This window comes from Paenibacillus sp. FSL K6-1122 (assembly GCF_037977015.1).
Classification (GTDB): Bacteria; Bacillota; Bacilli; order Paenibacillales; family Paenibacillaceae; genus Paenibacillus; species Paenibacillus amylolyticus.
On the sequence record NZ_CP150272.1, the window covers coordinates 369,542 to 392,490 of the forward strand.

Genomic DNA, 22,949 nt, shown 5'->3' on the forward strand with positions numbered 1-22,949 from the left:
ATCAATTGATGGAAGAAAACATGATGTGTGATCGCAAATGGGGTGAATATCTCTCTTTTTATTTTCAATGATGTAATTAAATTTCATATAATGTTTGACTTGTGAAATTTAATATCATATACTGGGTGAAATTATGGCAGGATGGCGTGTTCATCGGGTCTTGCAGGAGGATGGAAGTGGATGGATACAGGCAGCTATCCGATGTGGGAGAAGTATCGTTTGAAGCAGGAGCATCTGGTCATCGGACTAATGTCAGGAACGTCACTTGATGGAACTGACGCGGCACTGGTGCGTATTCAAACCGATATGAGCGGGGCATTACAGCAGATCGAGCTGGTTGATTTTGTCTGTGTGCCGTATTCGAATGGATTGAGAGACGTACTGATCCGGTTATGTTCACCGAGGACGGCGCGTGTCGACGAGCTGACAGCCGCGCATTTTGGTGTATCGGAGTGGTATGCGCATAGCGTTACGGAACTGATGCAGTCTGCCGGTATCTCAACGCAGCAGGTGGATATGATTAGCATGCATGGGCAGACGGTATGGCATGCTCCTGTAGCATCTGCATTTCCAGGGCCAACGGGAGCAAGTATTGATGTGGTATCGACATTGCAGATCGGTGAATGTGCTGTCGTTCGAGAACGGACAGGACTGCCAGTGATTGGCAACCTGCGGGCAAGGGATATGGCCGCTGGTGGGGAAGGTGCCCCGCTTACGCCTTATGCGGATGCTCTGATGTTCCGTAGCCCGACGGAAGGACGGCTGGTGCAGAATATCGGTGGCATTGGCAATGTGACGGTGCTTCCCTCCGAGTCTTCTACCGAAGGTATTTCGGCATTTGATACGGGACCAGGGAATATGGTGATGGACGCCATTGTGCGGCAGGCAACGGATGGGCGGCAGCATTATGATCCGAATGGAAGTATTGCCGCACAGGGGAAGGTCGATCAGGGTCTGGTAGACCTGTGTTTGGAGGATGAGTATTTCAAAAGACTTCCACCGAAAAGTACCGGGCGAGAAGTATATGGAGCCGCGTATGCAGTGAGACTGATGGAGATGGCCGCAAAGCGTTCCTTATCCCTTGAAGATACGCTGGCTACTGCCACCTGTCTGACCGCGGAAACCATCGTGCGTGCAGTGAAGGATTTTATCCTGCCCAAGGTGCAAATATCGGCCATGCTCGCGTGCGGTGGTGGCACTTCCAATGCCACGTTAATGGAGATGATCCGTCAGAGACTACCGAAGGATATCCGTTTGGAGCGAACGGCAGATTATGGTATACCCGATGATGCTCGGGAAGCCATTGGATTTGCTTTACTTGGCCATGAGGCACTTATGGGAAGAACCAATACACTTCCGGCAGTAACCGGCGCGAAACACGCCGTAATCTCAGGCAATCTCACACTTTAGTGAGACCTGACTTTAATATGAGTTCAGTTATGGAAGGGCGAGGAATTCGATTAGACGCGAGTGGAATTATAAGATAAAATGCTTGTACATGAATGCAGTACGGAAAGGAGGAGCGAATGGAAGGCATGAAAGGTGGACTTGTACGTTTACGCGCATTAATGGATGACTTGACCCCGTCCGAACGGAAGATCGGAGCTTATATTCTCGATCACCCGCAAGAAACTGTTCAATCCTCGGTGGCCCAGTTGTCTGAACGGAGTGGAGGCAGCCCAGCTGCCATTATCCGTCTCTGCAAATCACTCAGTGTAACGGGTTTTCAGGAGCTGAAGCTGAAGATTGCCGGAGATTTGCAGACGAGTGAGCCATATCAATATACGGAGATTCGTCCCCAGGACTCCATGGAGAGCATTATTCAGCATGTGTCCGCAAACAATATTCAGTCGGTGAAGGATACGGTTCATATTCTGGACCCACGTCTGGTGGAAAAAGCCGTGGACGTGCTTCATCATGCAAACCGGATCTTTTTCTATGGAGTAGGGGCCTCCAACCTGATTGCGCTGGATGCACATTACAAGTTCATGCGAATCAATCGCACAAGCTTTTCGTTCGCCGATCCGCATATGCAAATTTCGTCCGCAACGACGCTTCGTGAGGATGATGCGGTGGTATGTATCTCGTATTCAGGGGAGACGTCGAACGTAATCTCCTGTCTCAAGCATGCTCACGATGGCGGTGCAGCGACAATCAGCATTACCAAGTGGGGCAGCAATACACTCAGTAGTATGGCAGATGTACCCCTGATGATTACTTCCACCGAAAGTGATATTCGAAGCGGAGCAACTTCGTCACGGATTGCACAGCTGAACGTGATCGACATTTTGTATCTGGCGATTGCCAGTCGGGATTACAACCAGTCGGTGGAGTATTTGGAGAAGAGCCGACAGGCTATTCTGGAGCACAAGTGAAGTAGAACCATATGAATCCCTTTCTGATTATGCAGGAGGGGATTTTTTGACGGATTATATCCGCTTTTAGAATAAAAAAAAGAGCCCAGACTAATGTCGGGCTCCTCTCTTTCAACCTCTAATAATATCCCTTGTACGGCTCAGGAAGGCCCCGCAATGGCGCTACGCACAAATCCGTCAGCCAGATCAAGCCTGTGCTGGGCTTCCGTTGCGTCCACGCCTGCCATCAGCATGACGATTGCCGTTTTTACATGACCGTCTGCACCGGTAAAAGCCTCTTCAATATCCGCTTCATTCGCTCCGGTTGCCAGATGGATCATGCGTTTGGCCCGATGAACAAGCTTCTCGTTCGAAGGATTCAGATCAACCATGAAATTACGGTAAACCTTGCCCAGACGAATCATGGCGGTAGTGGTGAGCATGTTCAGAATCATTTTCTGTGCGCTGCCTGCCTTCATACGTGTTGAACCCATGACAACCTCTGGGCCGACAACAGCCTCAATGCTCACATCAGCCAACAGGGTCATCGGTGTGCCTGCATTATTACTCAGGCTGATCACCGTAGCCCCGATCTCCTTGGCGTGTCTCATCGCACCCAGCACATACGGCGTTCGTCCACTGGCTGCAATGCCAACCACAACATCGTTTTTGTCTAAGCCATGTTCATCAAGGTCGGCAGCTCCCAACTCCTCACTATCTTCAGCACCTTCAACCGGGTCCTTCACTGCCCGGAATCCCCCTGCAATAATACCCTGTACCATGGAGGGCGGGGTTCCGTAGGTAGGCGGGCATTCCGAAGCGTCAAGTATTCCTAATCGTCCACTGGTACCTGCGCCTACATAAAAAAGCCTGCCGCCAGACTGAAACGCCTCCAAGATCCGATCCGCAGCTTGAGCAATGACCGGAATGAGGGGCTGAATGAGCTCCGCAATCCGTTGATCTTCCTTATTAATGAGTTCCATAATTTCTGCCGAAGGCAATTCATCTATATGATCCGTTAGTGGATTGGGTTGTTCTGTTAGTAGTGAATTCAGCATGTGATTCATCCGTATGGCCTCCTTCTCTCTTTTAAAATGATTCATTCAGGGAACAGCGTATTCTTGCCAGTTGTGCTGCGCCAACCGCTGGAGCGGGGGCATCTTCACGATATACAAAGTCCAACTCTCCATAATATCCCGATAACTTCAGGATAAATGTATTTCGGAAAAGTGTAGCGTATCGAAACATTGATCCGGACAGGACAACCGGAGTGGATACAAATTCGGGATGACGGGCAACCAGCGCCTTGGCGGTATCCGCCAATTGTGAGGCTTCGTCGATGATCAGTGCCCGGGCGACCTCATCTCCGAGTTCAGCTGCTTCTATAGCTAAGCGGGCGATGGATGCGGTCTCGGTTTTGCCCCAATCCGTCTGATACACTCGCGTCTTTAACTCCGATATATCCCGAAGGTTCAGATTCTTTAGAAGAAGCGGGGTTAAACAGGTTGGAGGAAGAACACCGTCATAACTCTGCATAACCACTTGGAGTGCACGTTGCCCAATACGATAGCCACTCCCCTCATCTCCGAGCAGATGACCCCAGCCTCCTGCACGGTATCGCTCGCCTTCCAGCGTAAATCCGTACACGATGGAACCTGTTCCAGAGATACACAATACACCGTGCGTATGTCCGAGAGAGGCCATCAGAGCAATCTCTCCTTCGGATACAACCCAGACTGGACAACCTTCTGATGCCTGTTGATTACGACTCTTCATATAGTTATTTACTGCTTCGGCTATAAGTTGCCGTTCTTGGATCGTATCTACACCTGACATACCAAGGCATATACCCTCACAATTTGTCGATAAATCACTTATTAGATTAAATAGCTGTTCCAGCACTCGTTGCAGTTCGGAAATGGCCTGTTCAGTTGATACGCTGTGAGGATTCGTGGGACCGCCGCTGAGTCGGGCAAGAATTTCACCAGATTCAGAAATGACTGCTGCATCAGTATTGGTACCGCCTCCATCTACGCCTACATATACTCGCAAAGTGGCTCACCTCGCTTGCTTGGGTTTTCTTTTTACATAGTATAGTTGCATGAAAAGAAAAAGTAAAATTAAATTTTATAATAAAAAATAATGTTGAATTTTTATTTTACAACTCATATAATGAATTCAATCTACAATTTTGGAAGGAATTAATACTGTTAATGTCAATTAAGTTGACGTTAATATTGCATTTAAGAGATTTAGCCTGCGACTGGCAGGCCCAATCTACAGGGGAGGTGCTTTTCCTTACTGCCGCGTGTATAGGTGGATTGCGTTTGAAGGCCGAACGATCACAAAGGGGTAGCATGGTTAGGCAATGAAAGAATCGGATGATGACATGCAAAGGAGATGAAGGGATGAAAAAGAAGGGTCTGGTATGGGCAATGTTGTTGATGATGGTCTGGGTTACAGCCTGTGGGAATAGCGGAGGTGCTGCTTCGGATGACCCGAATGCCGATGATACGGTAACGGTATGGACCTATCCTGTACATGGCACATATGAAGAAGAACTGAAGGATCTAATCTCTGATTTCAATAAAGAACACCCGAACATTACCGTGAAGACGGAAATGCTCTCCTGGGCGGAAGGGCCAAAAAAATTCGATGTCGCTTTGAACGCGGGCAACCCGCCGGATCTTTACTTTCATAGCGTAGACGGCACATATGTGAATACGGGATTGGCACTTGAGCTGGACAGCTACCTGACACCTGAGATCAAGGACGACTACCTGCCAGGTACGCTTGATTTAGGCCAGATTCATGGGAAACAGTACGGACTACCGTTGTATCAATTCCAATGGGCATGGGGTGGTAACAAACGCATTCTGGAGGAAGCGGGCATTGATTGGAAGTCCATTCAACAAAATGGCTGGACCTGGTCCGAATTCAACGATGCTGCTGCCAAGCTGACCAAAACGCTGGATGGCGGGGCCAAGCAATATGCACTGGTTACCGACGGAACTTCGCTTGACTTCATTGAAATGCTGTCTCGTAACAACGGGATGATCGATGTTCTTGATAAAGACGGCACGTTCCAATGGAATGATGGTCGCATTCTGGATACCCTCTCTTTTATCAAAAACCTGATGGATCAAGGGTATATGCCGAAGGAAACGGCGGCTCTCGCTCCAGCGAAACGGACGGATATGTTCTACGCGGGGGAAACGGCGATTATTTCCAAAGCGATTCCTTATTATGATGTGATGATTCAGAATCGCAACAAGGACATCGATGATGGCAAGGTGCAGGGAGAGAAGATTGATTTTGTCCTGTTGCCTGTACCACATAATGATGATCAACCTGCGGCCACAACGATGGGCGGCGAAGGGTATGTAGCCTTCAAACAGAAAAAGGACAAGGGCGAACAGCATGCCAAAAATACGTTCCTGGTGATGGAGGCGCTTAGTGGTGCCAAAGCAGGGAACTCGGCCAATGAACTGGCGCTTCCATTCGTAAGACAGTCCCAGGTGGATCTGTTTAAAGGAAAAGAGCTTGGTCAACCGGATAATCTGGCTGCTGCAAAAGTCATGGCAGAGAATATCGCGATGCCGGTTGTACTTGAACTGGATATCGACAAAGCATCTCAGCAAAAACAATTCAAGGAACAGGTTGTGAAGCCTAATATTCAGGCGCTGTTCTCGGGTGAAAAATCACCGGAGCAGATCGCAGAAGACTTCAAGAGCAAAGGCCAGCAGATGTTTGGACAATAACTTGGACAATCAAACATAACGTAAAACCACACTGATTAGGAGAGGAGGATTCGCCATGCAGACCGCCCTTGCGCCAAAATCGTCAGTGCCCCGGACTTCCCGGGTTGCCCGGTTTTGGCGAGACTACGGGTGGGCGTATTTGTTTATTTTGGCGCCTGTCCTGCTGTTTCTCATTTTCACACTGTATCCCGTTCTGACGGCTCTTGTGATGAGCTTCCAGAAATACAATATTATGAACTCGACGTGGGTTGGATTGGATAACTATGAGCGTTTGGTGAAGGATGAGACATTCTGGAAGTCGATTAAAAATACAGTCATCTTCACCGTAGGCACAGTCCCGGTCAATATTCTCATTACATTTGTACTGTCCTATTTCATCTATCAAATGAAAAGCAAATGGCAGACATTTTTCAAAGCTACCATGTATCTGCCTGCGGTAGCCTCCGGGGTGACCATCTCCATCGTATGGCTGGCGATCTTTGATCCGACGGATTCGGGATTATTGAACCGCTTCATCGGCTTGTTCGGCCTTGACCCGGTAATCTGGTTGGGCCAGTCGGGAACGGCACTCTTTTCCCTCATTCTGATGAACTGGCTTGGATCGCACGGAGCGGGCATTATTCTGTATCTGGCAGCCATGGGCGGTATTCCGAAATCGCTGTACGAAGCGGCGGATATTGATCATGCCAGCGGCTGGACCCAGTTCAGCAAGATTACATGGCCGCTGCTCAAACCAACGACGCTGTATCTGCTCGTCACGGGTGTCATTACATCCTTCCAGGTGTTTATCTCGGTATATCTGATGACACAGGGTGGACCAAACTTTGCGACAACTACAATCGCTTATCTGATCTATGAGACGGCATTTAAGTTCTATGAGTTCGGATTGGCTTCGGCTCAGTCGTTTGTACTGGCGATTATCATCATTGTCATCTCCGTCATTCAGTTCAAATATTTCTCCAGCGATATTGAGTATTAGAGGTAGTTCAAAACACGTACGATTAGAGCACGTTGCATTAAGCATCCGGGGGTGAATGAAATCCATGAAATCAACACAGAAAAAGATTCTGCTCGTTGTTGCATCCATTCTGCTGGTAGTCTGGGCGCTGGTGACGGTCATTCCGATGTATTGGATGCTCGTTGGTTCGGTGCAGGATAGCGCGATGTCGGCTTCGTTTAAACCACAGATGATTCCGGAGCAGTTGTCGTTATCACCATATGAGCGCTTTTTTGCCAAAACCGATGCCTGGCGCTGGTTATACAACTCGCTGCTCATCTCGATCATTCTGACCGTAACAAATGTATTCTTCGCCTCCCTGGCGGGATATGCGTTTGCCAAACTGAAGTTTCCGGGTAGTCAGGCGGTATTCTGGACTTTGCTTGGGACCATGATGATCCCGGCGCAGGTGACACTGATTCCTTTGTACATTCTGATGGTCAACGTGTTTGACCTAGGGGACACGTATACGGCCATTATTCTGCCTGCTGCCGTTAGTGTGGGCAACATTTTCTTGATGAAACAGTTCATGTCTACGCTGCCCACATCGCTGATACATGCGGCACGTATCGATGCATGTAGTGAATTCGGTATCTTCTGGAAAGTCATTCTGCCGATGGCAAAGCCGGGAATCGCGGTACTGGCGATATTCACGTTTGTGGCTTCGTGGAATGAATTCTTCTGGCCGTTCCTCATTACCAATTCCAACGAGATGCGTACCATTCAGGTGGGGCTGGCTTCATTCGTATTTGCCGAATCAACAGACTTCGGTGCGATGATGGCTGGGGCTACAATAGGTGCTCTGCCCATGATCATTCTGTTTTTCTCACTGCAACGTTACTTCCTGCAGGGCATTACGATTGGTGCAGTTAAAGGTTAATTCCAATATATGTTCAACTAAACATTTACACTATAACGGAGAGGACAGATATAACCTGAAGAAGCGAAAGCGTTCGCCTAAAAGCTTTCTGAAAGAAAGCTACATCGGAAGCTTAAGCTATCACCGGATTTCCCCTTTTATAAAGGAATCAAAGAAATCTGGGGATAACAGCGATCGGAAGGTTGTTCTGTCATCGGAGTGCCAGTGTAAGGATTCGTTAGTTGAACTTATATAGTTCAGGACAAGCGACAACGTAAAGGGGGATCTACCTATGGCACGCGTGGAGTTTCGCCAAGTGCGCAAAGAATTCAAAGACGATCATAAAGGAACGTTCACGGCTGTGGCCGGCTCGGACTTTGTTATAGAAGATAAGGAATTCGTAGTGTTTGTGGGTCCTTCGGGCTGTGGCAAGACAACGTCACTGCGGATGATTGCCGGACTTGAAAAGCAAACAAGCGGTGATATTGTGATTGGTGACCGGCTAGTTAACGATCTGCATCCGAAGGATCGGGATATCGCGATGGTGTTTCAGGATTATGCACTCTATCCGCATATGACCATCCGTGAGAATCTTTCCTTTGGCCTGAAAAACCTGAAAAAGCCAAAGTCCTACATTGATGAACAGGTGCAGAATGCGGCCTCCATTCTGGGACTGGAAGCTATGCTGGAGCGCAAACCACGCGAGCTGTCTGGTGGTCAGCGCCAGCGTGTTGCGGTGGGACGGGCGATCGTCCGTGATCCGCAGGTGTTTTTATTCGACGAACCACTGTCCAATCTGGATGCCAAGTTACGGGTACAGATGCGAGTGGAGTTGGGTGAGCTGCATAAACGTCTCGGTGCCACGATTGTGTACGTGACGCATGATCAGGTAGAAGCCATGACACTTGGGGAACGCATCGTGGTCATGAATCATGGAGATATTCAGCAGGTGGCTTCACCGAAAGAATTGTATGCGAGTCCGCGGAATATGTTTGTTGCCGGATTTATCGGTTCCCCGGCGATGAACTTCATCGATGCCCGGATTGAAGGCACGCAGGTTGTCGTGGACGGTGCATCATTCACCTTGCCAGAAGATCTACTCGCTCGTCTTCAGAGTCATCAAGGCAAGCCGGTGATTATGGGTCTGCGTCCAGAGCATATTTTTGGTGATGATGTCGCTCCGAATATCCCGACAGACCACATGCTGCAGGCGCGAGTTCAGGTTGTAGAACATCTGGGCTCCGAGAATTTGGTATATTTCCATTCCGGTGCCCGTACTGTTACGGCCAAGGTCCACCCGGAAACACATGCTTATGTAGGTATGGACAAAATTTTTGTACTGGACCTGCGTAAGGCACACTTTTTTGATCCAGAGACGGAGCTTGCGATCGGACGTGAGTAAGAGACGATGCCTGGTGAAGAAGGAACGGTGAGAAAGGGGAGAATAAAAATGCGTAAGCTGAGTGAAGTATTGATCAAGTCGGGTGCGGAAATCTATCGGGATATTATTTCGGTGGCCTTGTACAGTGTCGTTAGCTCCATCGTTTTGATTCCCATTCTGATGTTTGCTCCGTTGCCGATCGCGGTGCTGCTTCTGGCCTTGATGTATATGCCCATCCTGTTCGGGGTCTGTTATGCAGTACATCACAGATTGGAACGTAAGGAACGGCGCAATGGGCTTAAGGATATTTGGATCGGAACGTTGAAGGGAATAATTCCGGGAGGATCGGTGGGTGTGCTTTTCGCAGTGCTTGGCTTCATTCTATGGTCAACCTGGTGGTATTACGGTGGACAGGGTGGAATTACAGGTACAGCAGTGGGTGTATTCCAGACGTTCTTTGTTCTCATGGCGCTGATGTCACAGTTCTATACCTGGCAGCTTGTTTTACAAAAAAACATGGGCATCGTTCAGGCGATGGGGGAAAGTGTAAAGCTGTTCTTCCGTCACCCGGGGTACACGATGGGCGCTTGTTTTCAGGCCATGTGCCTGACGGCTCTGCTGATGCTGACTGTCGTTGGTTTCGGAGCGCTGTTTGGAGGTATGTTTGCCATCTATCAACATAAGGTTGCTCTTAATGTGCTGGAGCCTGAAGAAGAGCCTGTCGTAACAGGCGGTAATGATCACCAGCATACAGGCTGGGTCAGCCAGGGGAATGTGTGATGGGTCAGTTGAATGGGACCGAGCAGATCCCGGCTGTAAAAACGGGAGTTGATCTTCTGTCCAGAGGGTTATCGCATCCATGGATAACGGGTAACCGAATCGGTCTAATTACAAACCCGACTGGTATTACAGCGGATTTTGTATCGACAATAGATGTGTTCGCTGGACTGGCTAATACCGAGCTTACAGCGCTCTATGCCTGTGAGCACGGACTGTATGGAGAGCTTCAGGCGGGTGTCAGATTCGGAGACATGCTTCATCCACATCTGGACATTCCGGTGTTCAGCCTGTATGGAGATTACAAGAAACCTACGCCTGCAATGCTGGCTGGAGTGGATACGGTGCTGTTCGACATTCAGGATGTGGGTATCCGTTATTACACATATGCCTCAACCTTGTTCCATATGATGGATGCCTGTGCTGAAGCAGGCAAACGTATGCTGATTCTGGACCGTCCCAATCCGCTGGGTGGAAACGAAGTGGAAGGCGGTGTGCTGAACGCGGGGTATGAGTCACTCGTTGGCGCTTGGCGTATACCTGTACGTACCGGATTAACGATAGGTGAACTCGCCCTGATGGTCAACAGCGAGATGGATGTACCTTGCAAATTGGACGTGGTTGCCATGGAAGGATGGCAGCGCTCCATGGAGTTTGCGGATTGTGGGCTTCCCTGGATATTACCCTCTCCCAATATGCCCACGCTGGACAGTGTGCGCGTATATGCGGGTACGTGCCTGTTCGAAGGCACTAATGTATCGGAGGGCAGGGGCACGACCCGCCCATTCGAGTGGATTGGAGCCCCCTGGATTGAGGGTGAGCGTTTGGCGGAACGATTTCGGGAATACAAGCTGGAAGGTGTACATGTGCATCCAGTGTACATGTCCCCAACATTCTCCAAACACGCAGGTGAGCTGTGTGGTGGCGTAAGGATTTTTGTAACGGACAGTAGGAAATTCCGGGCGGTAGAGACAGGGTTGGTGCTTTTGCATGAACTGGTGTCACTCTATCCGGAGCAATTCTGCTGGCTGAAGCCACCAGAGCCGGGTTCAAGGTACTTTATCGACCTGCTGGCAGGGGGTAAGGAAGCCAGGGAAACGATTCATGACCGCGCGGAATTCATTCGTTTAATGAACGCGTGGAATGTACAGGCAGCGGAATGGAAGGAGCGGCGAAAGCCGTTTTTGTTATATGAATGAACGGATGTTTGTTAGCGGGGGGAGGCATGAAATGAGTGGGCCAAAAGAGTTATACCAGTCGAAGCTGAAACAGATGACCTTGCGTGAGAAAATCGGGCAAATGCTGCTTTGTGGCTTTCATGGCACCGAAGCTGCTGGCGATGTGGAATCCTTTCTCCGAATGTATCCAATCGGTGGCGTAATCTACTTTGCTCGCAACGTTGAGTCGCCAGAGCAGGTAGAGCGGTTATCGTCAGGGTTACAGCAGATTGCCAAAAGCAGCGGTAATGTGTCGCTCTGGATATCCATTGATCAGGAGGGCGGCATGGTTGCACGAATTACCGAAGGAATCGCCTTGATGCCTGGACCAATGGCCATTGCCGCTGCCGGTTCCATTGACGATGCATATCAGGCGGCCTATATCAGTGGGTTGGAGCTGAAGGCCATGGGCATTAACATGAACTTTGCTCCGGTATTGGATGTGAACAATAACGCGGCCAATCCGGTCATCGGAGTGCGATCATTCGGCGAATCTCCACAATCGGTTGCAGAATATGGGGCCAGAACCATTGCGGGAATACAGGACGCTGGAATTGCATCGACAGCCAAGCACTTCCCGGGGCATGGGGATACGGATACCGATTCCCATCTGGACCTCCCGATCATCACTCATGATCGTGAACGGGTAGAGCGCCTGGAGTTGATTCCATTCCGAGCCGCTATCGCCGAAGGTGTCGATGCCATGATGTCGGCGCATATTTATTTCCCTGCGCTGGAGCCAGAGCGTCTGCCCATAACGCTATCACAAACCGTATTAAGCGGTCTGCTTCGCCAGGAACTGGGTTATGAGGGTATGATCGTGACAGATTGCATGGAGATGGATGCTATTGCCGTTAACTATGGCACTGTCGATGCAGCCGTAATGGCGGTAGAGGCCGGGGCAGATCTGGTGTTAATTAGCCATACGGCTAAGCTTCAGGCAGAGGCATTTGAAGCATTGTTAGCAGCTGTGAGGAGCGGGCGGATTAGCGAGAGACGTATTGATGAGTCGGTGAATCGCTTGCTGATGTACAAGGCGAAGCGTGGTTTACTGGAGAGTGGAATGGGCGGTGCAGATGATGATGAAGTGTATGGTTTAATATCGAACGCATCATTGCCAAAGATATCAAACGCTCCTGCTCTATCCAGTTGGTCGGAGCGCAACAATTCTTTACACCAAGAGGTTGCCCGCCGTATTAGCGAGAACAGTATCACACTGGTGCGCGATCAGCTGAATATGCTGCCTCTGAAACCGGAACGTACGCTGGTCATAACGGTTGCCACGTCCGTGACGTCAATTGCCGACGAACAGCTGACTCAGACGTTCACCTTGGGCTCAGCCTTATCCATGTATGGTCTGGATGTTGTCGATCTGACGGTCACGCCCGAGGAGGTTGCCATTCGTTCCGCCCGTCTGCTTCAGGCAGCGGAAGCAGATGACATTCGGCAGATTGTGGTGGGAACCTACAATGCGGGAAGTCCCTCTGGCGATCCACAGTGCAGGCTGATTGGTTGGATACAGCAATTGGGTAAACCACTTGCTGTAGTGGCATTGCGAAGCCCCTATGATCTGCTGGCGCTTCCGGATGCCCAGGTCTATGTAGCGGCTTACGAGAGCCGGCCACTTGCCATGGATAGCGTCGCTCAGGCGATGATGGGATGCATTCCTTTTGCGGGGAAACTTCCTGTAACATTAAAGCAGACAGATGATGAAAGAGCGGATGTCTCCTAGGCAGTAATAAGAATATGAGTAAAACTACCTTTTGCAGGATGGAGAAGAGATGGATTGTGGGTTGAGCGAAACGGAAGTGTGAGTCGTTAAAATGAGAACATATACAACACAAAGAGACGATCCTTTAAAGGACCGTCTCTTTGCTCATTATAAGCTATTAATTATAGATTATTGCAATTGCAGTGCTTTGGCTGTCTGTGCCTCAACTTCATCCAAAAGTGAAGTCATGTCCATACCTGCGTGGTTGCCAAGCAGGATAATGGTGATTTCATCGGACAGATTACGTGAAAAGGCTGTGGCAAACCCGCCACCACTACCGTTGTGGAAGACGGTACGGTTTGCGCCATTCTCTTTAAGCATCCAGGCGTAGCCATAGTTTTTATCAGAATAAGGCTCATACATCTGTTCAATCGTATCCTGGCTTAGAATCTTGTCCGTATACAGCGCACGATCCCATTTCAGCATATCGTCCACCGTGGAATAGATGGTTCCTGATCCGGATTGAGACACATAGTAAGGTGCAGTTACCCATGCGTTATCTTCTTGAACAAAACCACTAATCGTGTGCACTTTACGGGAGGCCTCTCCCGAATTCTTCATACCAAGTGGTTTCAGTATCGTCTGCTGCACGTAGTCGGCATAACTCATGCCAGATACCTGTTCAACGACGTATGCAAGTAAAACATACCCGCTGTTGCTGTACAGATAGGCACTTCCTGGTTCAAACTTCAGCGTTTTGTGGCGAATCTCCTCTACAGTCTCTTCCATAGAAGTTCCTTCACCCCGACCAAATGCAGATGGCAGACCTGAAGTCTGGGATAACAGCATATGCAGCGTGATCTGATCTCCCTTTGGTATACCAGAGATATACTTGGAGATTGGATCTTGCACATTAATCTTACCATCCTCAACCAGACTCAGAATGGACGCGGCCGTGAAGGATTTGCTCAGCGATGCGATTCGGGTCTTTTGATCCGGTCGATTCAGCGTCTGTTCATCGGCAAGTCCGTAGCCTTGCTTTAGAAGTACTTCACCATCGCGGGCGATCAGAGCCATACCTGGATAGTTGATCTCGCGCAGATATGTATCAACGCTGGCAACCTCGCTGTTCAGCAGGCTGACTTGATCAGTGACCATACTTACACTCATCTGCCCCGTGGCTGTACGTTGGACCTTGATGTCTGCTTTGATTGCATTAGCCATGGCCCGAACAGGTACCATCAACGTACCGTTAACAGTACGTGAATTCACACCTGTAGCCAGATCGACCTTGTTTACTTTAATGGAATTGCTGCCAGCCTGATGAATCAGCTTGTCTCTGCCAACGGTAATGGTAGCCGTCTTGGTGCGATTATCCCATTTCAACGTGCCTTTAACCGATGTGACCACATCCCGCAGTGGAACAAACGTTGAGCCTTTGATGATAAGTGGTGCGTTCTTCCAGGATTGTTGCTCACCATTCACTTCAATGTGAACTGCTTGCGTCGCCTGCGCTGCGGATGCCGTAATACCAGCCTGTCCCAGAATCGGGCCTGCACACAGGATGAGCGCTAACAGAATGCGGAACATGGATGAATATACCGTGGAAACATGTTGCCTTTCATTTGCCTTGCGTAAGATTTGAATCCTCTCCTTCCAAACGTTTCATGAATAGCCAGCTTATGAGCATTGTAAACGATCTCGCTAAGGGGGTCAAAACGAATAGAAGGATTAGGTGAATCCATCTAAACTGACCGAAAAGATTAAATTTATTCTAATTTAGTATCTATACATAATATTTTTACAGCAATTGTCCGATAAAAGGATGGGTGAAGATTATGATGGGGGATAGTTTAATGAAGAAAAGGATTCGAAATTGGTTTACTTTAACCGTAAAAAAACGCCTGATCGCTGCATTGCTCCTGTTCCTGATTGTACCGAGCATTACTGTTGGTTGGTTGTCTTATCAAAAAGCTGCTGACCAGGTTAAAATGGAAATTATTCGTTCCGCACAAGCCAAAACAGAAATGCTTAGTCTGCAGATAAATCAAATGCTGGATATGGAGAAGGATAACGCAGCGCAGATGGCTGCGGGTATGACTTCAAACGATATTATTAATAAATCCCCTGCACTGCAAAGGCAGATGGATCGGATGTCTCAGAATCATAAGGAACTGGGTGTACTCACCGCAGGTGCGGAAGATGGTAGCTGGATGAAATCTCCTGATCCCGGGGAACAGATCTATGACCCACGTGAACGTTCATGGTATACGATGGGCATGTCCCAGGACGAACCTGTAATCTCGGATACGTTCCAGTCGGTCACAACAGGTGAATGGGTTGTAACGGCAGCTGCCAAGCTGGCTGATGGCAAAGGGGTATTCGGGGCCAATGTCAGTCTCAATCATCTGAAAGAATCCGTTGATCAGATACGTATTGGTAAAGAAGGCAAACTGTACATGCTGGATAACGGGGGTAAATTCCTTTTCCACTACAATATTGAATCCGGTACACAGTCGGATGAAAGCTACATTAATGAGATGTATACGAAGGAAAGTGGAACGGTGAAGTATACATATGATGGTCACGAAGTGGAAGCTGTGTATTTCACCAATCCGGTGACAGGCTGGAAAATTGTTGGCGAGATGGTTCCTTCCGAAGCAAGTGAAGCCGTAATGCCTATTTTGATCCGTGCAATTACAATTGTGGCATCTGCATTGGTTATCGGGTTGATTCTGCTTATATTCATTATCCGCAGCATTCACCGGCCATTGTTGCAATTAACGCAGGCAGCATCCAAAGTAAGCGCCGGGGACCTCACCGTTCGGGTAGGTTTACAGCGCCGGGATGAGTTCGGACAGCTCGGGGAAAGCTTCGACACGATGACGACTTCCCTGCGTAGTGTGCTTGGAGAGGTGCATGATACATCCAGCCAGCTGGCGGCATCTTCTGAAGAACTGATGGCGAGTTCCGAGCAGACATCCAAAGCCACAGAACAGGTGGCTGAACTGATGCAGGATGCAGCTGCGGGAACGACTTTGCAGAACAATAGTCTTGCTGCTACAGGTCAACTCGTGGGCGAAATGTCCATTGGAGTCAAAGAGATCTCATCAAGTGCTGAAGACACCGCTCGTATCGCTCTGGATGCATCCACCAAGTCGGAAGCGGGTATGGTTACCGTGGAAGAAGCGGTTACCCATATTCAGCGGGTGAATGATGAGAGCAAAGCCATGTCTGTGGTCATTGAGGATTTGCGCGCGAAAAATGAAGAGATTCTTGTGATCGTGGCCGAGATTACGGCCATTGCCAAGCAGACGAACATTCTCGCTTTGAATGCATCTATTGAAGCTTCAAGAGCTGGTGAGCAAGGGCGTGGATTCGCGGTTGTAGCCAACGAAGTGAAGACACTGGCTCACAGTTCAGGCGCTTCAGCCGAGCGGATTAATGAGCTTATGCATGAGATGCAGGAGAAAACCAATGCGGTGCAATCCACTTTTGCCCGTACGGGAGAAGGTATGGTGAAGAGTTCGCAGATGGTTACAGAAGCGGGCGAAGCATTCAATAACATTCGTACTGCGGTTCAGTTGGTGGCTGCACAAGCTGGAGAAGTATCCGCGGCTTCCCGTCAAATTGATGGGGGCATGAGTCATATCAACAAGGCAGTAAGTGATACCATGGTTCTGTCGGACAGAATTGCCTCTGGAACGGAAGACGGATCAGCGGCTGCTCAAGAACAGTTGGCTACAATGGAAGAGGTTGCAGCTTCTTCGGCAGCATTGTCACGTATGGCTGAAGATCTGCAAAGCATGATTGAACGGTTTAAGTTGTAACAGAGATTGAAATGATAATGATTGAGGATAAATGCTTATGGAAGGTGCTGAAATGCCCTTTCTGCGATGAGACTGCAGGGTTGCGACCCTGCGGTCTTTTTTCTGTTGAACAAGGGGCATCCGTTATGTCTTTAAACATAGCATTCTTTTCCGTTATATTGACATATAACAAACAAAAATATATTATATCTATAAATAAACAAACATTATTATAAATATTGATTAATATACGGTTGGAATGACCATACAATGATAAAAAGGAGCTTTTACATGAAATCATCGGAATCCTGGTTGCAAACAGCTTCATTGGAAGAGATCAAGCGTGGTTATATGGAGGAGGGTCCCGCCTATATATGTGTCTGCTGCGGATACAGGACGGAATCGGGGATTATCTACCCTGAAGAAGGAGTGCTCTATGAGGCAGCCCGTTATATGCGAGTGCACATTGAGAAGGTTCATGGATCGGTATTTGAATATTTGCTGGAGCTGGATAAAAGCGTAACCGGATTGTCTGATGTCCAGCGGGGCTTGTTGTCACAATTCTATGAAGGCAAGAAGGATGCTGAAGTACAGAAGACCCTTGGCATCGGGAGTGCTTCCACGATCCGGAATCATCGGTTTGTATTAAAGGAGAAGGAACGGCAGGCCAAAATATTCCTGGCATTAATGGAGCTTCTCAAAAGTAAGGATACACAGGCCCCAGCCGAATGGGTGTCGCCGGTGACAAGGCATGAACATACGATCCATCCGAACTCATTTGATATTACAGAACAGGATCGGGAGAAGGTGCTAAACAAGTATTTTCCAGAGGGTACTGGCGGTCGGCTGACGACGTTTCATATGCAGCAAAAGCATAAATATATTGTGCTTATCGAAATTGCCAAACGATTCGAGACAGAGCGCAAATATTCCGAGAAACAGGTCAATGCGCTGCTGAAGGAAGTTCATGATGATTACGTGGAAATACGGAGGTATCTCGTCGACTATGGTTTGCTGGAACGTGAGCCAGACGGCAGTCAGTATTGGCTGGGAAGCCACGCAGATCAACAGAGCGCCGAAGTTGGAAAACAGGAGCGCAAAGCAAAGGGGGAGCAGGAGAAGATGGATCGTCGCAAAGAATTACAGGAACAGGCCAAAGAAGTCAAAACGGAAGCGGGCGTCTACCAGATTCGGAATGAACGTAACGGTAAAGTTTATATCGACAGCACACTGAACCTGAAAACCATTAACGGACAACGGTTTATGTTACAGATGGGTAGCCATCTGAATCGAAGATTGCAGGCTGAATGGAATGAATATGGAGAGAATGCGTTTGTGATCGAGGTGCTGGAGACATTGAAACAAGACGATAACCCGTATTACGATTCCAAAGATGCACTCGCCAAATGTCTGAATCGCTGGTTTGAACAGTTAGAGCCCTACGGAGATCAAGGTTACCACGGAGATAAAAAGCAATCTGCTGAATAGGAGGGATATTTCCATTCTAGAATGCCCGACCTTTTAACACCCAAAGCCCCTTTGCCAATATGATGGCAAAGGGGCTTTGGGTATTACAGACTACTTAATTTTATAAGTTGAACTAATCGTTTGCACGATAACAGCGATTGGAAGGTTATTCTGTCATCGTAGTGTTATTGTAAACAATCTTTAGTTCAACGACTACAGCTTGAATTGTTCCACCAGCTTCTGCAGCTTGTGAGCCAGATGGGCAAGGGAATCAGCAGAGGATGATATCTCCTGCATGGAAGCCACTTGCTCCTCCGTAGCAGCAGAGATGTTCTCCGTTCCATCGGCATTGGTTTCCGATATGGCGTGGATCTGATCAATGGATTGCACCACTTCGGCTGTACTTGCAGACATCTGTTGTGAGGCGGCTGCAATGTTCTCGAGCTGATGATTGACGACCCCAACAGCCTCACTAATCTGGGCAAAAGCTTCATCTGCAAACTGAACGGCACGAATGCCGTTGCTTACATCCTGTTGCCCGATCTGTACATTGTGATTGGCCATTGAAATCTCCTGTTGAATCGCTCCGACCATCTCTACAATCTTCTGGCCGGACAGGCTCGATTGTTCCGCCAGCTTGCGGACTTCGCTGGCAACAACGGAGAAACCACGTCCATGCTCACCTGCACGTGCTGCTTCAATAGAAGCATTGAGAGCAAGCAAATTGGTCTGTGCAGCGATATCTGTAATGACAGATACCATCTCACCAATGGATGTGGAATGCTGTTCAAGTCGTCCAGCAGTATCTGCCATACCTTGCACAAAGCGACTCACGGAACTCATCTCGGATACGGCCGTCTGCATGGTAGCATTCCCTTTATCCGCGAGCTCACTTGCTTGCATGGCAGCTTCGGATACTTGCTGTGTGCTGTTCGTTACCTGTCCCACACCTCCAGCAAGTTCATTCATCTGCAGTGCCGTATGTTTCAGGTTGCTTGTTTGTTTCTCAAGTCCAGCTGCGGATTCTTCCGTGATTAGGGCGACTTGCTCTGTTGCTTTGGTTGTCTCCGATGAGTTGACTGCCAATTGTGTGGATGAGGCGGTTAACTCGTCAGCTGTATGTCGCACGTCCTGAATAACGGTTCGCAAGGATTCGCTCATCTTATTGAAGCTGGTGCTCAGCTTGCCGAATTCATCCTGTCCCAATACAGCAACCTCGATGGTCAGATTACCATTACTAATTTCGTCAGATGCCTTCACCAAGCGGTTCAGAGGTTTGGTGATTGATTGCACAATCCAGAAAATAATGATGGAGCTTACCGCAATTGCAATCGCGACAACAATAAGTGTGGTATATAGGATCGGACGGACAGAAGCCGTCACTTCCCCACTGTCAATGACACCAACCACGGTCCAGCCCGTCGTTTCATTGGTGGAGAAAAAGGCGTGTTCCTGGTTTCCATTTAGTGTATAGGTCAGACTTCCGTTTTTCTGTGCAAAAATATCTTTATAGGGTGCCATGGTTCCTTCGGTCCCCGGTTTTTCGGTAGGATGTACAATGATTTTATTGGCATTATCAATGATATAGATATAACCCTTCTCGCCAATCTTGGTGGAGTTAACCGTCTTCGAGAGGGCTTCAAGCGACAGGCTGACAGAGACGACACCGTGGCCATCCGCTGAGGTCTGAGCTACCGAAGCAACAACATTGCCGGTATTGCTTGATAAGTAGGGGGTGATTACGGTAGGGACATCTTTGTTCTGCGTAGCAGCCTGATACCACGGGCGTTCGCGCGGGTCATATCCTTCTTTGTTCACCGCAGTTACAGGGGAGTTAATATACACGCCCTGATCGGTACCGATGGAGGCAAGTTCCACGTCATCATGCGTTTCCTTATACGCGTCGAGCAAGGTACGGATGGTATCGGTTTCGTCACCCTGATTGGGTCCGACATTGCCTGCATCCAGCTGACTTGCCAGGAAATCAACATTTTTGCGTGTTGCACCAATGATCTGGTCAATAGTTTGGTTGAGCACAGTAACACTGCTGATCGCGTTCTCATACATTTTCTCTTCAACCTTGGCATCAGCTGTTTGGAACGAGATAATGCCCAGACTAATGGTTGGAATGAGCAATACAATGGCAAATGACAAAATCAGTTTCTCTCTCATCTGCATTGTTCTTTTGACCCCTTGTTTACGAATTTTTTTCATACACATTCCCCCTCTGTGTAACCCATCCCCATGTCTAGTGGACAAGCCCATCTGGTAAAAGATATTTCATTCCATCCTTTCCAGAAGTTTCTGGTGCTATCGTATGACAAATTTCGCGTTTATTCAACATAATTTATGAGTTTCGCGAAAATATTTTTCGATTTTGTAGGTATTTAGGAGTACATCTGTTCTATAAAAAGTAATCTGTCTCTCCCTTAGTGCACATCTTGTGGTATATTTCTGAATTAATGTGAAGTGAATTCTGCAAAATGTGAAATCCATAAGACATGTAACTGGTCATGTTGAATACACAAAGAAGTTGTTTTCATGAAGAGTGGACCTTGATGGATCTACATCCATATATATCGGTTTATGGGGACTGAAATTGGAGAGGGGTTGTAAGGCAGTTGGACCAAAGTACACTACAGATATCTGGACAGGAGAACATGGAAGAGGTCCAGGATCAAGCTACATTCATGCAGGGGGTCAAAGATTGTATCCCAACCCTGCTTGGTTATTTGAGTATTGGCTTTGCGGCGGGTGTTATTGAAATGACCGCGGGTCTGAGTCTGGCGGAAACGGCACTGCTCAGCCTGATTTTATATGCAGGATCAGCTCAGTTCATTGCAGCAGGCATGCTCGCATCGAATGGATCAGCAGTAGCCATCATGTTCACCATATTTTTTGTGAATCTTCGCCATTTGCTGCTCAGTGCAGCTGTATCACCGTATTTTCGGCATCTGACCCCGCTTAAAAATATGTGGATTGGTTCATTGCTTACCGATGAGTCTTTCGGCGTGGCGATGACACGTGCAATTGGCAGAGAAAGGCTCAGTGAACGCTGGATGCACGGTCTGAATATTACCGCATATCTGAACTGGTTCGTGGCTAATATGGCGGGAGCGTACTTTGGACGCTGGATCACTAACCCGGAACGACTGGGTCTGGATTATGCCCTGCCAGCGATGTTTATTGGACTGGTTGTACTCCAGTTGGTGCATCGCAAAAACAAAAAAATACACATTAATGTGGCTATTATCGCCGTTGTCTGTGTAATCTTCGCCAGCATGGCTTCACTTGGCAGCATGAGTGTCATTGTGGCTGCGGTCATTGCGGCAACGATGGGAGTGTTCATGGAACGATGGAAGTAAGATGGGATGTTTTCTGGATTATTATGGGCTCAGCGTTGTTAACATTTATTCCGCGTGTACTGCCACTGATGCTGTTCAGCAAGATACAGATTCCAATGTGGTTATTACGCTGGCTGGAGTATGTACCCGTAGCGGTCATGGCAGCGCTGATTGGTCAGGAACTGTTCATGTCGGACAACCAGTTGGTGCCGATTACGCAAAATGCAGCTCTGTGGGCATCCCTGCCTACGATTGCAGTAGCTATCTGGACACGCAGTCTGCTGGGAACCGTATTGGTCGGTATTGTGGCTATGATGATACTGCGATATTGGATCGGATAATTGCTAGGAGATTCATAAGATGGCGACCCTCAGTGATGAAAACGCTATTTTCTATTGTAGCCGAAAGGGATAAAATGAAGACTGAGGTGTACAGTGTTTCCATTTTGCACAAGAGGAAGGAACGATTTCAATCATGAGTACAAGTCCATCCGTTATATTGTTTCAGGGAGACTCGATTACAGATGGGGGAAGATCACGCAATGATGATCCAAATCATTTTCTCGGACACGGGTATGCGTATCTGATCTCCAGCAAACTGGGTATGGAACTGGCGGGTAAGCAAAAGACCTTCTATAACAGAGGCATCAGCGGGGATCGGGCATCGGACCTGTACGCACGCTGGAATGAGGATACCATTAGTCTAAAACCGGACCTGATCAGCATCCTGATTGGGGTTAATGATGCCTGGCGCACGATGAATGGTGAACCTAGCGGGGTAACGGATCGTTTCGGACGGGCGTATCGCCATTTGCTCGAAGAAACTCGGGAAGTGATGCCAGATACGGGGCTGATTTTGATGGAGCCGTTTATTCTGAGAACCGGAGCGACTGCGGAGAAATGGGAAGCCTGGGAAGAGTATGTCGGTCAATATCAGAAACTGGCCCAAGGTCTTGCTGAAGAATTTGGAGCTGTGTGGGTACCATTGCAGCAGACGTTTAATGACGCTCTGAAACAGGCGGATGCAGCGTACTGGTTGTGGGATGGCGTACACCCAACCGCAGCAGGTCATGAGCTGATTGCACGCCAATGGTTGTCTGTTGTACAGAATTCTTCGCTTGCGATTGTGTGATAACAACAGCGGACAGCTAGGATATGGGCAGCAGCATTATAGGTATTCAGGATTAATTGAGGATGAGGATATAAGATAGTTAAGAATATGAGATAACCATAAAAAGCCTGTGGTGACAGGCAGAATGCAACGGAGAACCTG

Annotated in this window: 18 protein-coding genes; 14 read left to right on the plus strand and 4 right to left on the minus strand. The window is 48.4% G+C overall.

Going from position 1 to position 22,949, the window contains the following annotated elements; translation table 11 throughout:
- The first annotated feature begins 180 nt into the window (after window positions 1-180).
- Window positions 181-1,410 carry an anhydro-N-acetylmuramic acid kinase gene (locus NSQ20_RS01785; protein WP_339285121.1) on the plus strand — a complete coding sequence of 410 codons (1,230 nt, stop codon included), beginning with the start codon at window positions 181-183 and terminating at the stop codon, window positions 1,408-1,410.
- A 125-nt stretch (window positions 1,411-1,535) separates the two neighbouring features.
- Complete coding sequence (locus tag NSQ20_RS01790) at window positions 1,536-2,375, plus strand: MurR/RpiR family transcriptional regulator (protein WP_340032978.1); 840 nt, start codon at window positions 1,536-1,538, stop codon at window positions 2,373-2,375.
- 140 nt (window positions 2,376-2,515) lie between these two features.
- On the opposite strand, the gene murQ is transcribed toward NSQ20_RS01790, so the two are convergent.
- On the minus strand, window positions 2,516-3,421 hold the full coding sequence (gene murQ, locus NSQ20_RS01795; protein WP_100527788.1) for an N-acetylmuramic acid 6-phosphate etherase: 906 nt from the start codon (window positions 3,419-3,421) through the stop codon (window positions 2,516-2,518).
- Window positions 3,422-3,443: 22 nt separating this feature from the next.
- Entirely contained in the window at window positions 3,444-4,406 is a 963-nt protein-coding gene (locus tag NSQ20_RS01800) for a BadF/BadG/BcrA/BcrD ATPase family protein (RefSeq protein ID WP_340031686.1), read from the minus strand.
- A gap of 356 nt (window positions 4,407-4,762) precedes the next feature.
- On the opposite strand from NSQ20_RS01800, the gene NSQ20_RS01805 reads away from it, so the two are divergent.
- The 7 genes from NSQ20_RS01805 to nagZ all read left to right on the plus strand — a co-directional run bounded on the left by NSQ20_RS01805 (window position 4,763) and on the right by nagZ (window position 13,078).
- Window positions 4,763-6,115 carry an extracellular solute-binding protein gene (locus NSQ20_RS01805; protein WP_340031687.1) on the plus strand — a complete coding sequence of 451 codons (1,353 nt, stop codon included), beginning with the start codon at window positions 4,763-4,765 and terminating at the stop codon, window positions 6,113-6,115.
- Between the two features lie 55 nt (window positions 6,116-6,170).
- Window positions 6,171-7,094: a sugar ABC transporter permease gene (locus NSQ20_RS01810; RefSeq protein ID WP_101314840.1), complete on the plus strand. Its 924-nt coding sequence runs from the start codon at window positions 6,171-6,173 to the stop codon at window positions 7,092-7,094.
- A 64-nt stretch (window positions 7,095-7,158) separates the two neighbouring features.
- Window positions 7,159-7,992: a carbohydrate ABC transporter permease gene (locus NSQ20_RS01815; RefSeq protein WP_017691096.1), complete on the plus strand. Its 834-nt coding sequence runs from the start codon at window positions 7,159-7,161 to the stop codon at window positions 7,990-7,992.
- A gap of 271 nt (window positions 7,993-8,263) precedes the next feature.
- Window positions 8,264-9,373: a sn-glycerol-3-phosphate ABC transporter ATP-binding protein UgpC gene (gene ugpC / locus NSQ20_RS01820; RefSeq protein ID WP_076329882.1), complete on the plus strand. Its 1,110-nt coding sequence runs from the start codon at window positions 8,264-8,266 to the stop codon at window positions 9,371-9,373.
- Between the two features lie 48 nt (window positions 9,374-9,421).
- The gene (locus NSQ20_RS01825; RefSeq protein ID WP_340031688.1) at window positions 9,422-10,132 is read left to right on the plus strand and encodes a hypothetical protein; all 711 of its coding nucleotides are present in this window, start codon (window positions 9,422-9,424) and stop codon (window positions 10,130-10,132) included.
- The gene (locus tag NSQ20_RS01830) at window positions 10,132-11,328 is read left to right on the plus strand and encodes a DUF1343 domain-containing protein (protein WP_340031689.1); all 1,197 of its coding nucleotides are present in this window, start codon (window positions 10,132-10,134) and stop codon (window positions 11,326-11,328) included. Before NSQ20_RS01825 ends, NSQ20_RS01830 begins: the two co-directional genes overlap by 1 nt.
- Before the next feature lie 31 nt (window positions 11,329-11,359).
- A complete protein-coding gene (gene nagZ / locus NSQ20_RS01835; RefSeq protein ID WP_340031690.1) occupies window positions 11,360-13,078 on the plus strand; it encodes a beta-N-acetylhexosaminidase in 1,719 nt (572 codons plus the stop codon).
- Window positions 13,079-13,246: 168 nt separating this feature from the next.
- On the opposite strand, the gene NSQ20_RS01840 is transcribed toward nagZ, so the two are convergent.
- Window positions 13,247-14,647 (minus strand): serine hydrolase, encoded by a 1,401-nt coding sequence (locus tag NSQ20_RS01840; RefSeq protein ID WP_340031691.1) that lies wholly within the window; start codon window positions 14,645-14,647, stop codon window positions 13,247-13,249.
- Between the two features lie 266 nt (window positions 14,648-14,913).
- Here NSQ20_RS01840 and NSQ20_RS01845 point away from each other — a divergent pair, with 266 nt between their 5' ends.
- Together NSQ20_RS01845 and NSQ20_RS01850 are read left to right on the plus strand one after the other, a co-directional pair.
- Window positions 14,914-16,887, plus strand: a complete 1,974-nt coding sequence (locus NSQ20_RS01845; protein WP_340031693.1) for a methyl-accepting chemotaxis protein — start codon at window positions 14,914-14,916, stop codon at window positions 16,885-16,887.
- A gap of 270 nt (window positions 16,888-17,157) precedes the next feature.
- Window positions 17,158-18,354: a DUF2087 domain-containing protein gene (locus NSQ20_RS01850; RefSeq protein ID WP_340031694.1), complete on the plus strand. Its 1,197-nt coding sequence runs from the start codon at window positions 17,158-17,160 to the stop codon at window positions 18,352-18,354.
- A gap of 192 nt (window positions 18,355-18,546) precedes the next feature.
- Here the strand turns inward: NSQ20_RS01850 and NSQ20_RS01855 are convergent, their stop codons facing one another.
- Window positions 18,547-20,547, minus strand: coding sequence for a methyl-accepting chemotaxis protein (locus tag NSQ20_RS01855; protein WP_076329889.1), 2,001 nt, complete (start codon window positions 20,545-20,547; stop codon window positions 18,547-18,549).
- A 446-nt stretch (window positions 20,548-20,993) separates the two neighbouring features.
- Here NSQ20_RS01855 and NSQ20_RS01860 point away from each other — a divergent pair, with 446 nt between their 5' ends.
- From NSQ20_RS01860 to NSQ20_RS01870, 3 genes are all read left to right on the plus strand, one after another.
- Window positions 20,994-21,698 (plus strand): AzlC family ABC transporter permease, encoded by a 705-nt coding sequence (locus tag NSQ20_RS01860; RefSeq protein WP_036616527.1) that lies wholly within the window; start codon window positions 20,994-20,996, stop codon window positions 21,696-21,698.
- Entirely contained in the window at window positions 21,689-22,018 is a 330-nt protein-coding gene (locus tag NSQ20_RS01865) for an AzlD domain-containing protein (RefSeq protein ID WP_076319591.1), read from the plus strand. The genes NSQ20_RS01860 and NSQ20_RS01865 overlap by 10 nt, the downstream gene beginning before the upstream one ends.
- A gap of 133 nt (window positions 22,019-22,151) precedes the next feature.
- Entirely contained in the window at window positions 22,152-22,808 is a 657-nt protein-coding gene (locus NSQ20_RS01870) for an SGNH/GDSL hydrolase family protein (protein ID WP_047840427.1), read from the plus strand.
- Window positions 22,809-22,949: the final 141 nt, after the last annotated feature.

Coding starts and splice junctions, on each gene's coding strand:
- NSQ20_RS01810 (WP_101314840.1), top strand. CDS start 6,171: ATGCAGACCGCCCTTGCGCCAAAATCGTCAGTGCCCCGGACTTCCCGG.
- NSQ20_RS01840 (WP_340031691.1), bottom strand. CDS start 14,647: ATGTTCCGCATTCTGTTAGCGCTCATCCTGTGTGCAGGCCCGATTCTG.
- NSQ20_RS01790 (WP_340032978.1), top strand. CDS start 1,536: ATGAAAGGTGGACTTGTACGTTTACGCGCATTAATGGATGACTTGACC.
- NSQ20_RS01825 (WP_340031688.1), top strand. CDS start 9,422: ATGCGTAAGCTGAGTGAAGTATTGATCAAGTCGGGTGCGGAAATCTAT.
- NSQ20_RS01850 (WP_340031694.1), top strand. CDS start 17,158: ATGAAATCATCGGAATCCTGGTTGCAAACAGCTTCATTGGAAGAGATC.
- NSQ20_RS01855 (WP_076329889.1), bottom strand. CDS start 20,547: ATGAAAAAAATTCGTAAACAAGGGGTCAAAAGAACAATGCAGATGAGA.
- NSQ20_RS01860 (WP_036616527.1), top strand. CDS start 20,994: ATGGAAGAGGTCCAGGATCAAGCTACATTCATGCAGGGGGTCAAAGAT.
- ugpC (WP_076329882.1), top strand. CDS start 8,264: ATGGCACGCGTGGAGTTTCGCCAAGTGCGCAAAGAATTCAAAGACGAT.
- NSQ20_RS01845 (WP_340031693.1), top strand. CDS start 14,914: ATGAAGAAAAGGATTCGAAATTGGTTTACTTTAACCGTAAAAAAACGC.
- NSQ20_RS01870 (WP_047840427.1), top strand. CDS start 22,152: ATGAGTACAAGTCCATCCGTTATATTGTTTCAGGGAGACTCGATTACA.
- murQ (WP_100527788.1), bottom strand. CDS start 3,421: ATGAATCACATGCTGAATTCACTACTAACAGAACAACCCAATCCACTA.
- NSQ20_RS01785 (WP_339285121.1), top strand. CDS start 181: ATGGATACAGGCAGCTATCCGATGTGGGAGAAGTATCGTTTGAAGCAG.
- NSQ20_RS01830 (WP_340031689.1), top strand. CDS start 10,132: ATGGGTCAGTTGAATGGGACCGAGCAGATCCCGGCTGTAAAAACGGGA.
- NSQ20_RS01805 (WP_340031687.1), top strand. CDS start 4,763: ATGAAAAAGAAGGGTCTGGTATGGGCAATGTTGTTGATGATGGTCTGG.
- NSQ20_RS01865 (WP_076319591.1), top strand. CDS start 21,689: ATGGAAGTAAGATGGGATGTTTTCTGGATTATTATGGGCTCAGCGTTG.
- nagZ (WP_340031690.1), top strand. CDS start 11,360: ATGAGTGGGCCAAAAGAGTTATACCAGTCGAAGCTGAAACAGATGACC.
- NSQ20_RS01815 (WP_017691096.1), top strand. CDS start 7,159: ATGAAATCAACACAGAAAAAGATTCTGCTCGTTGTTGCATCCATTCTG.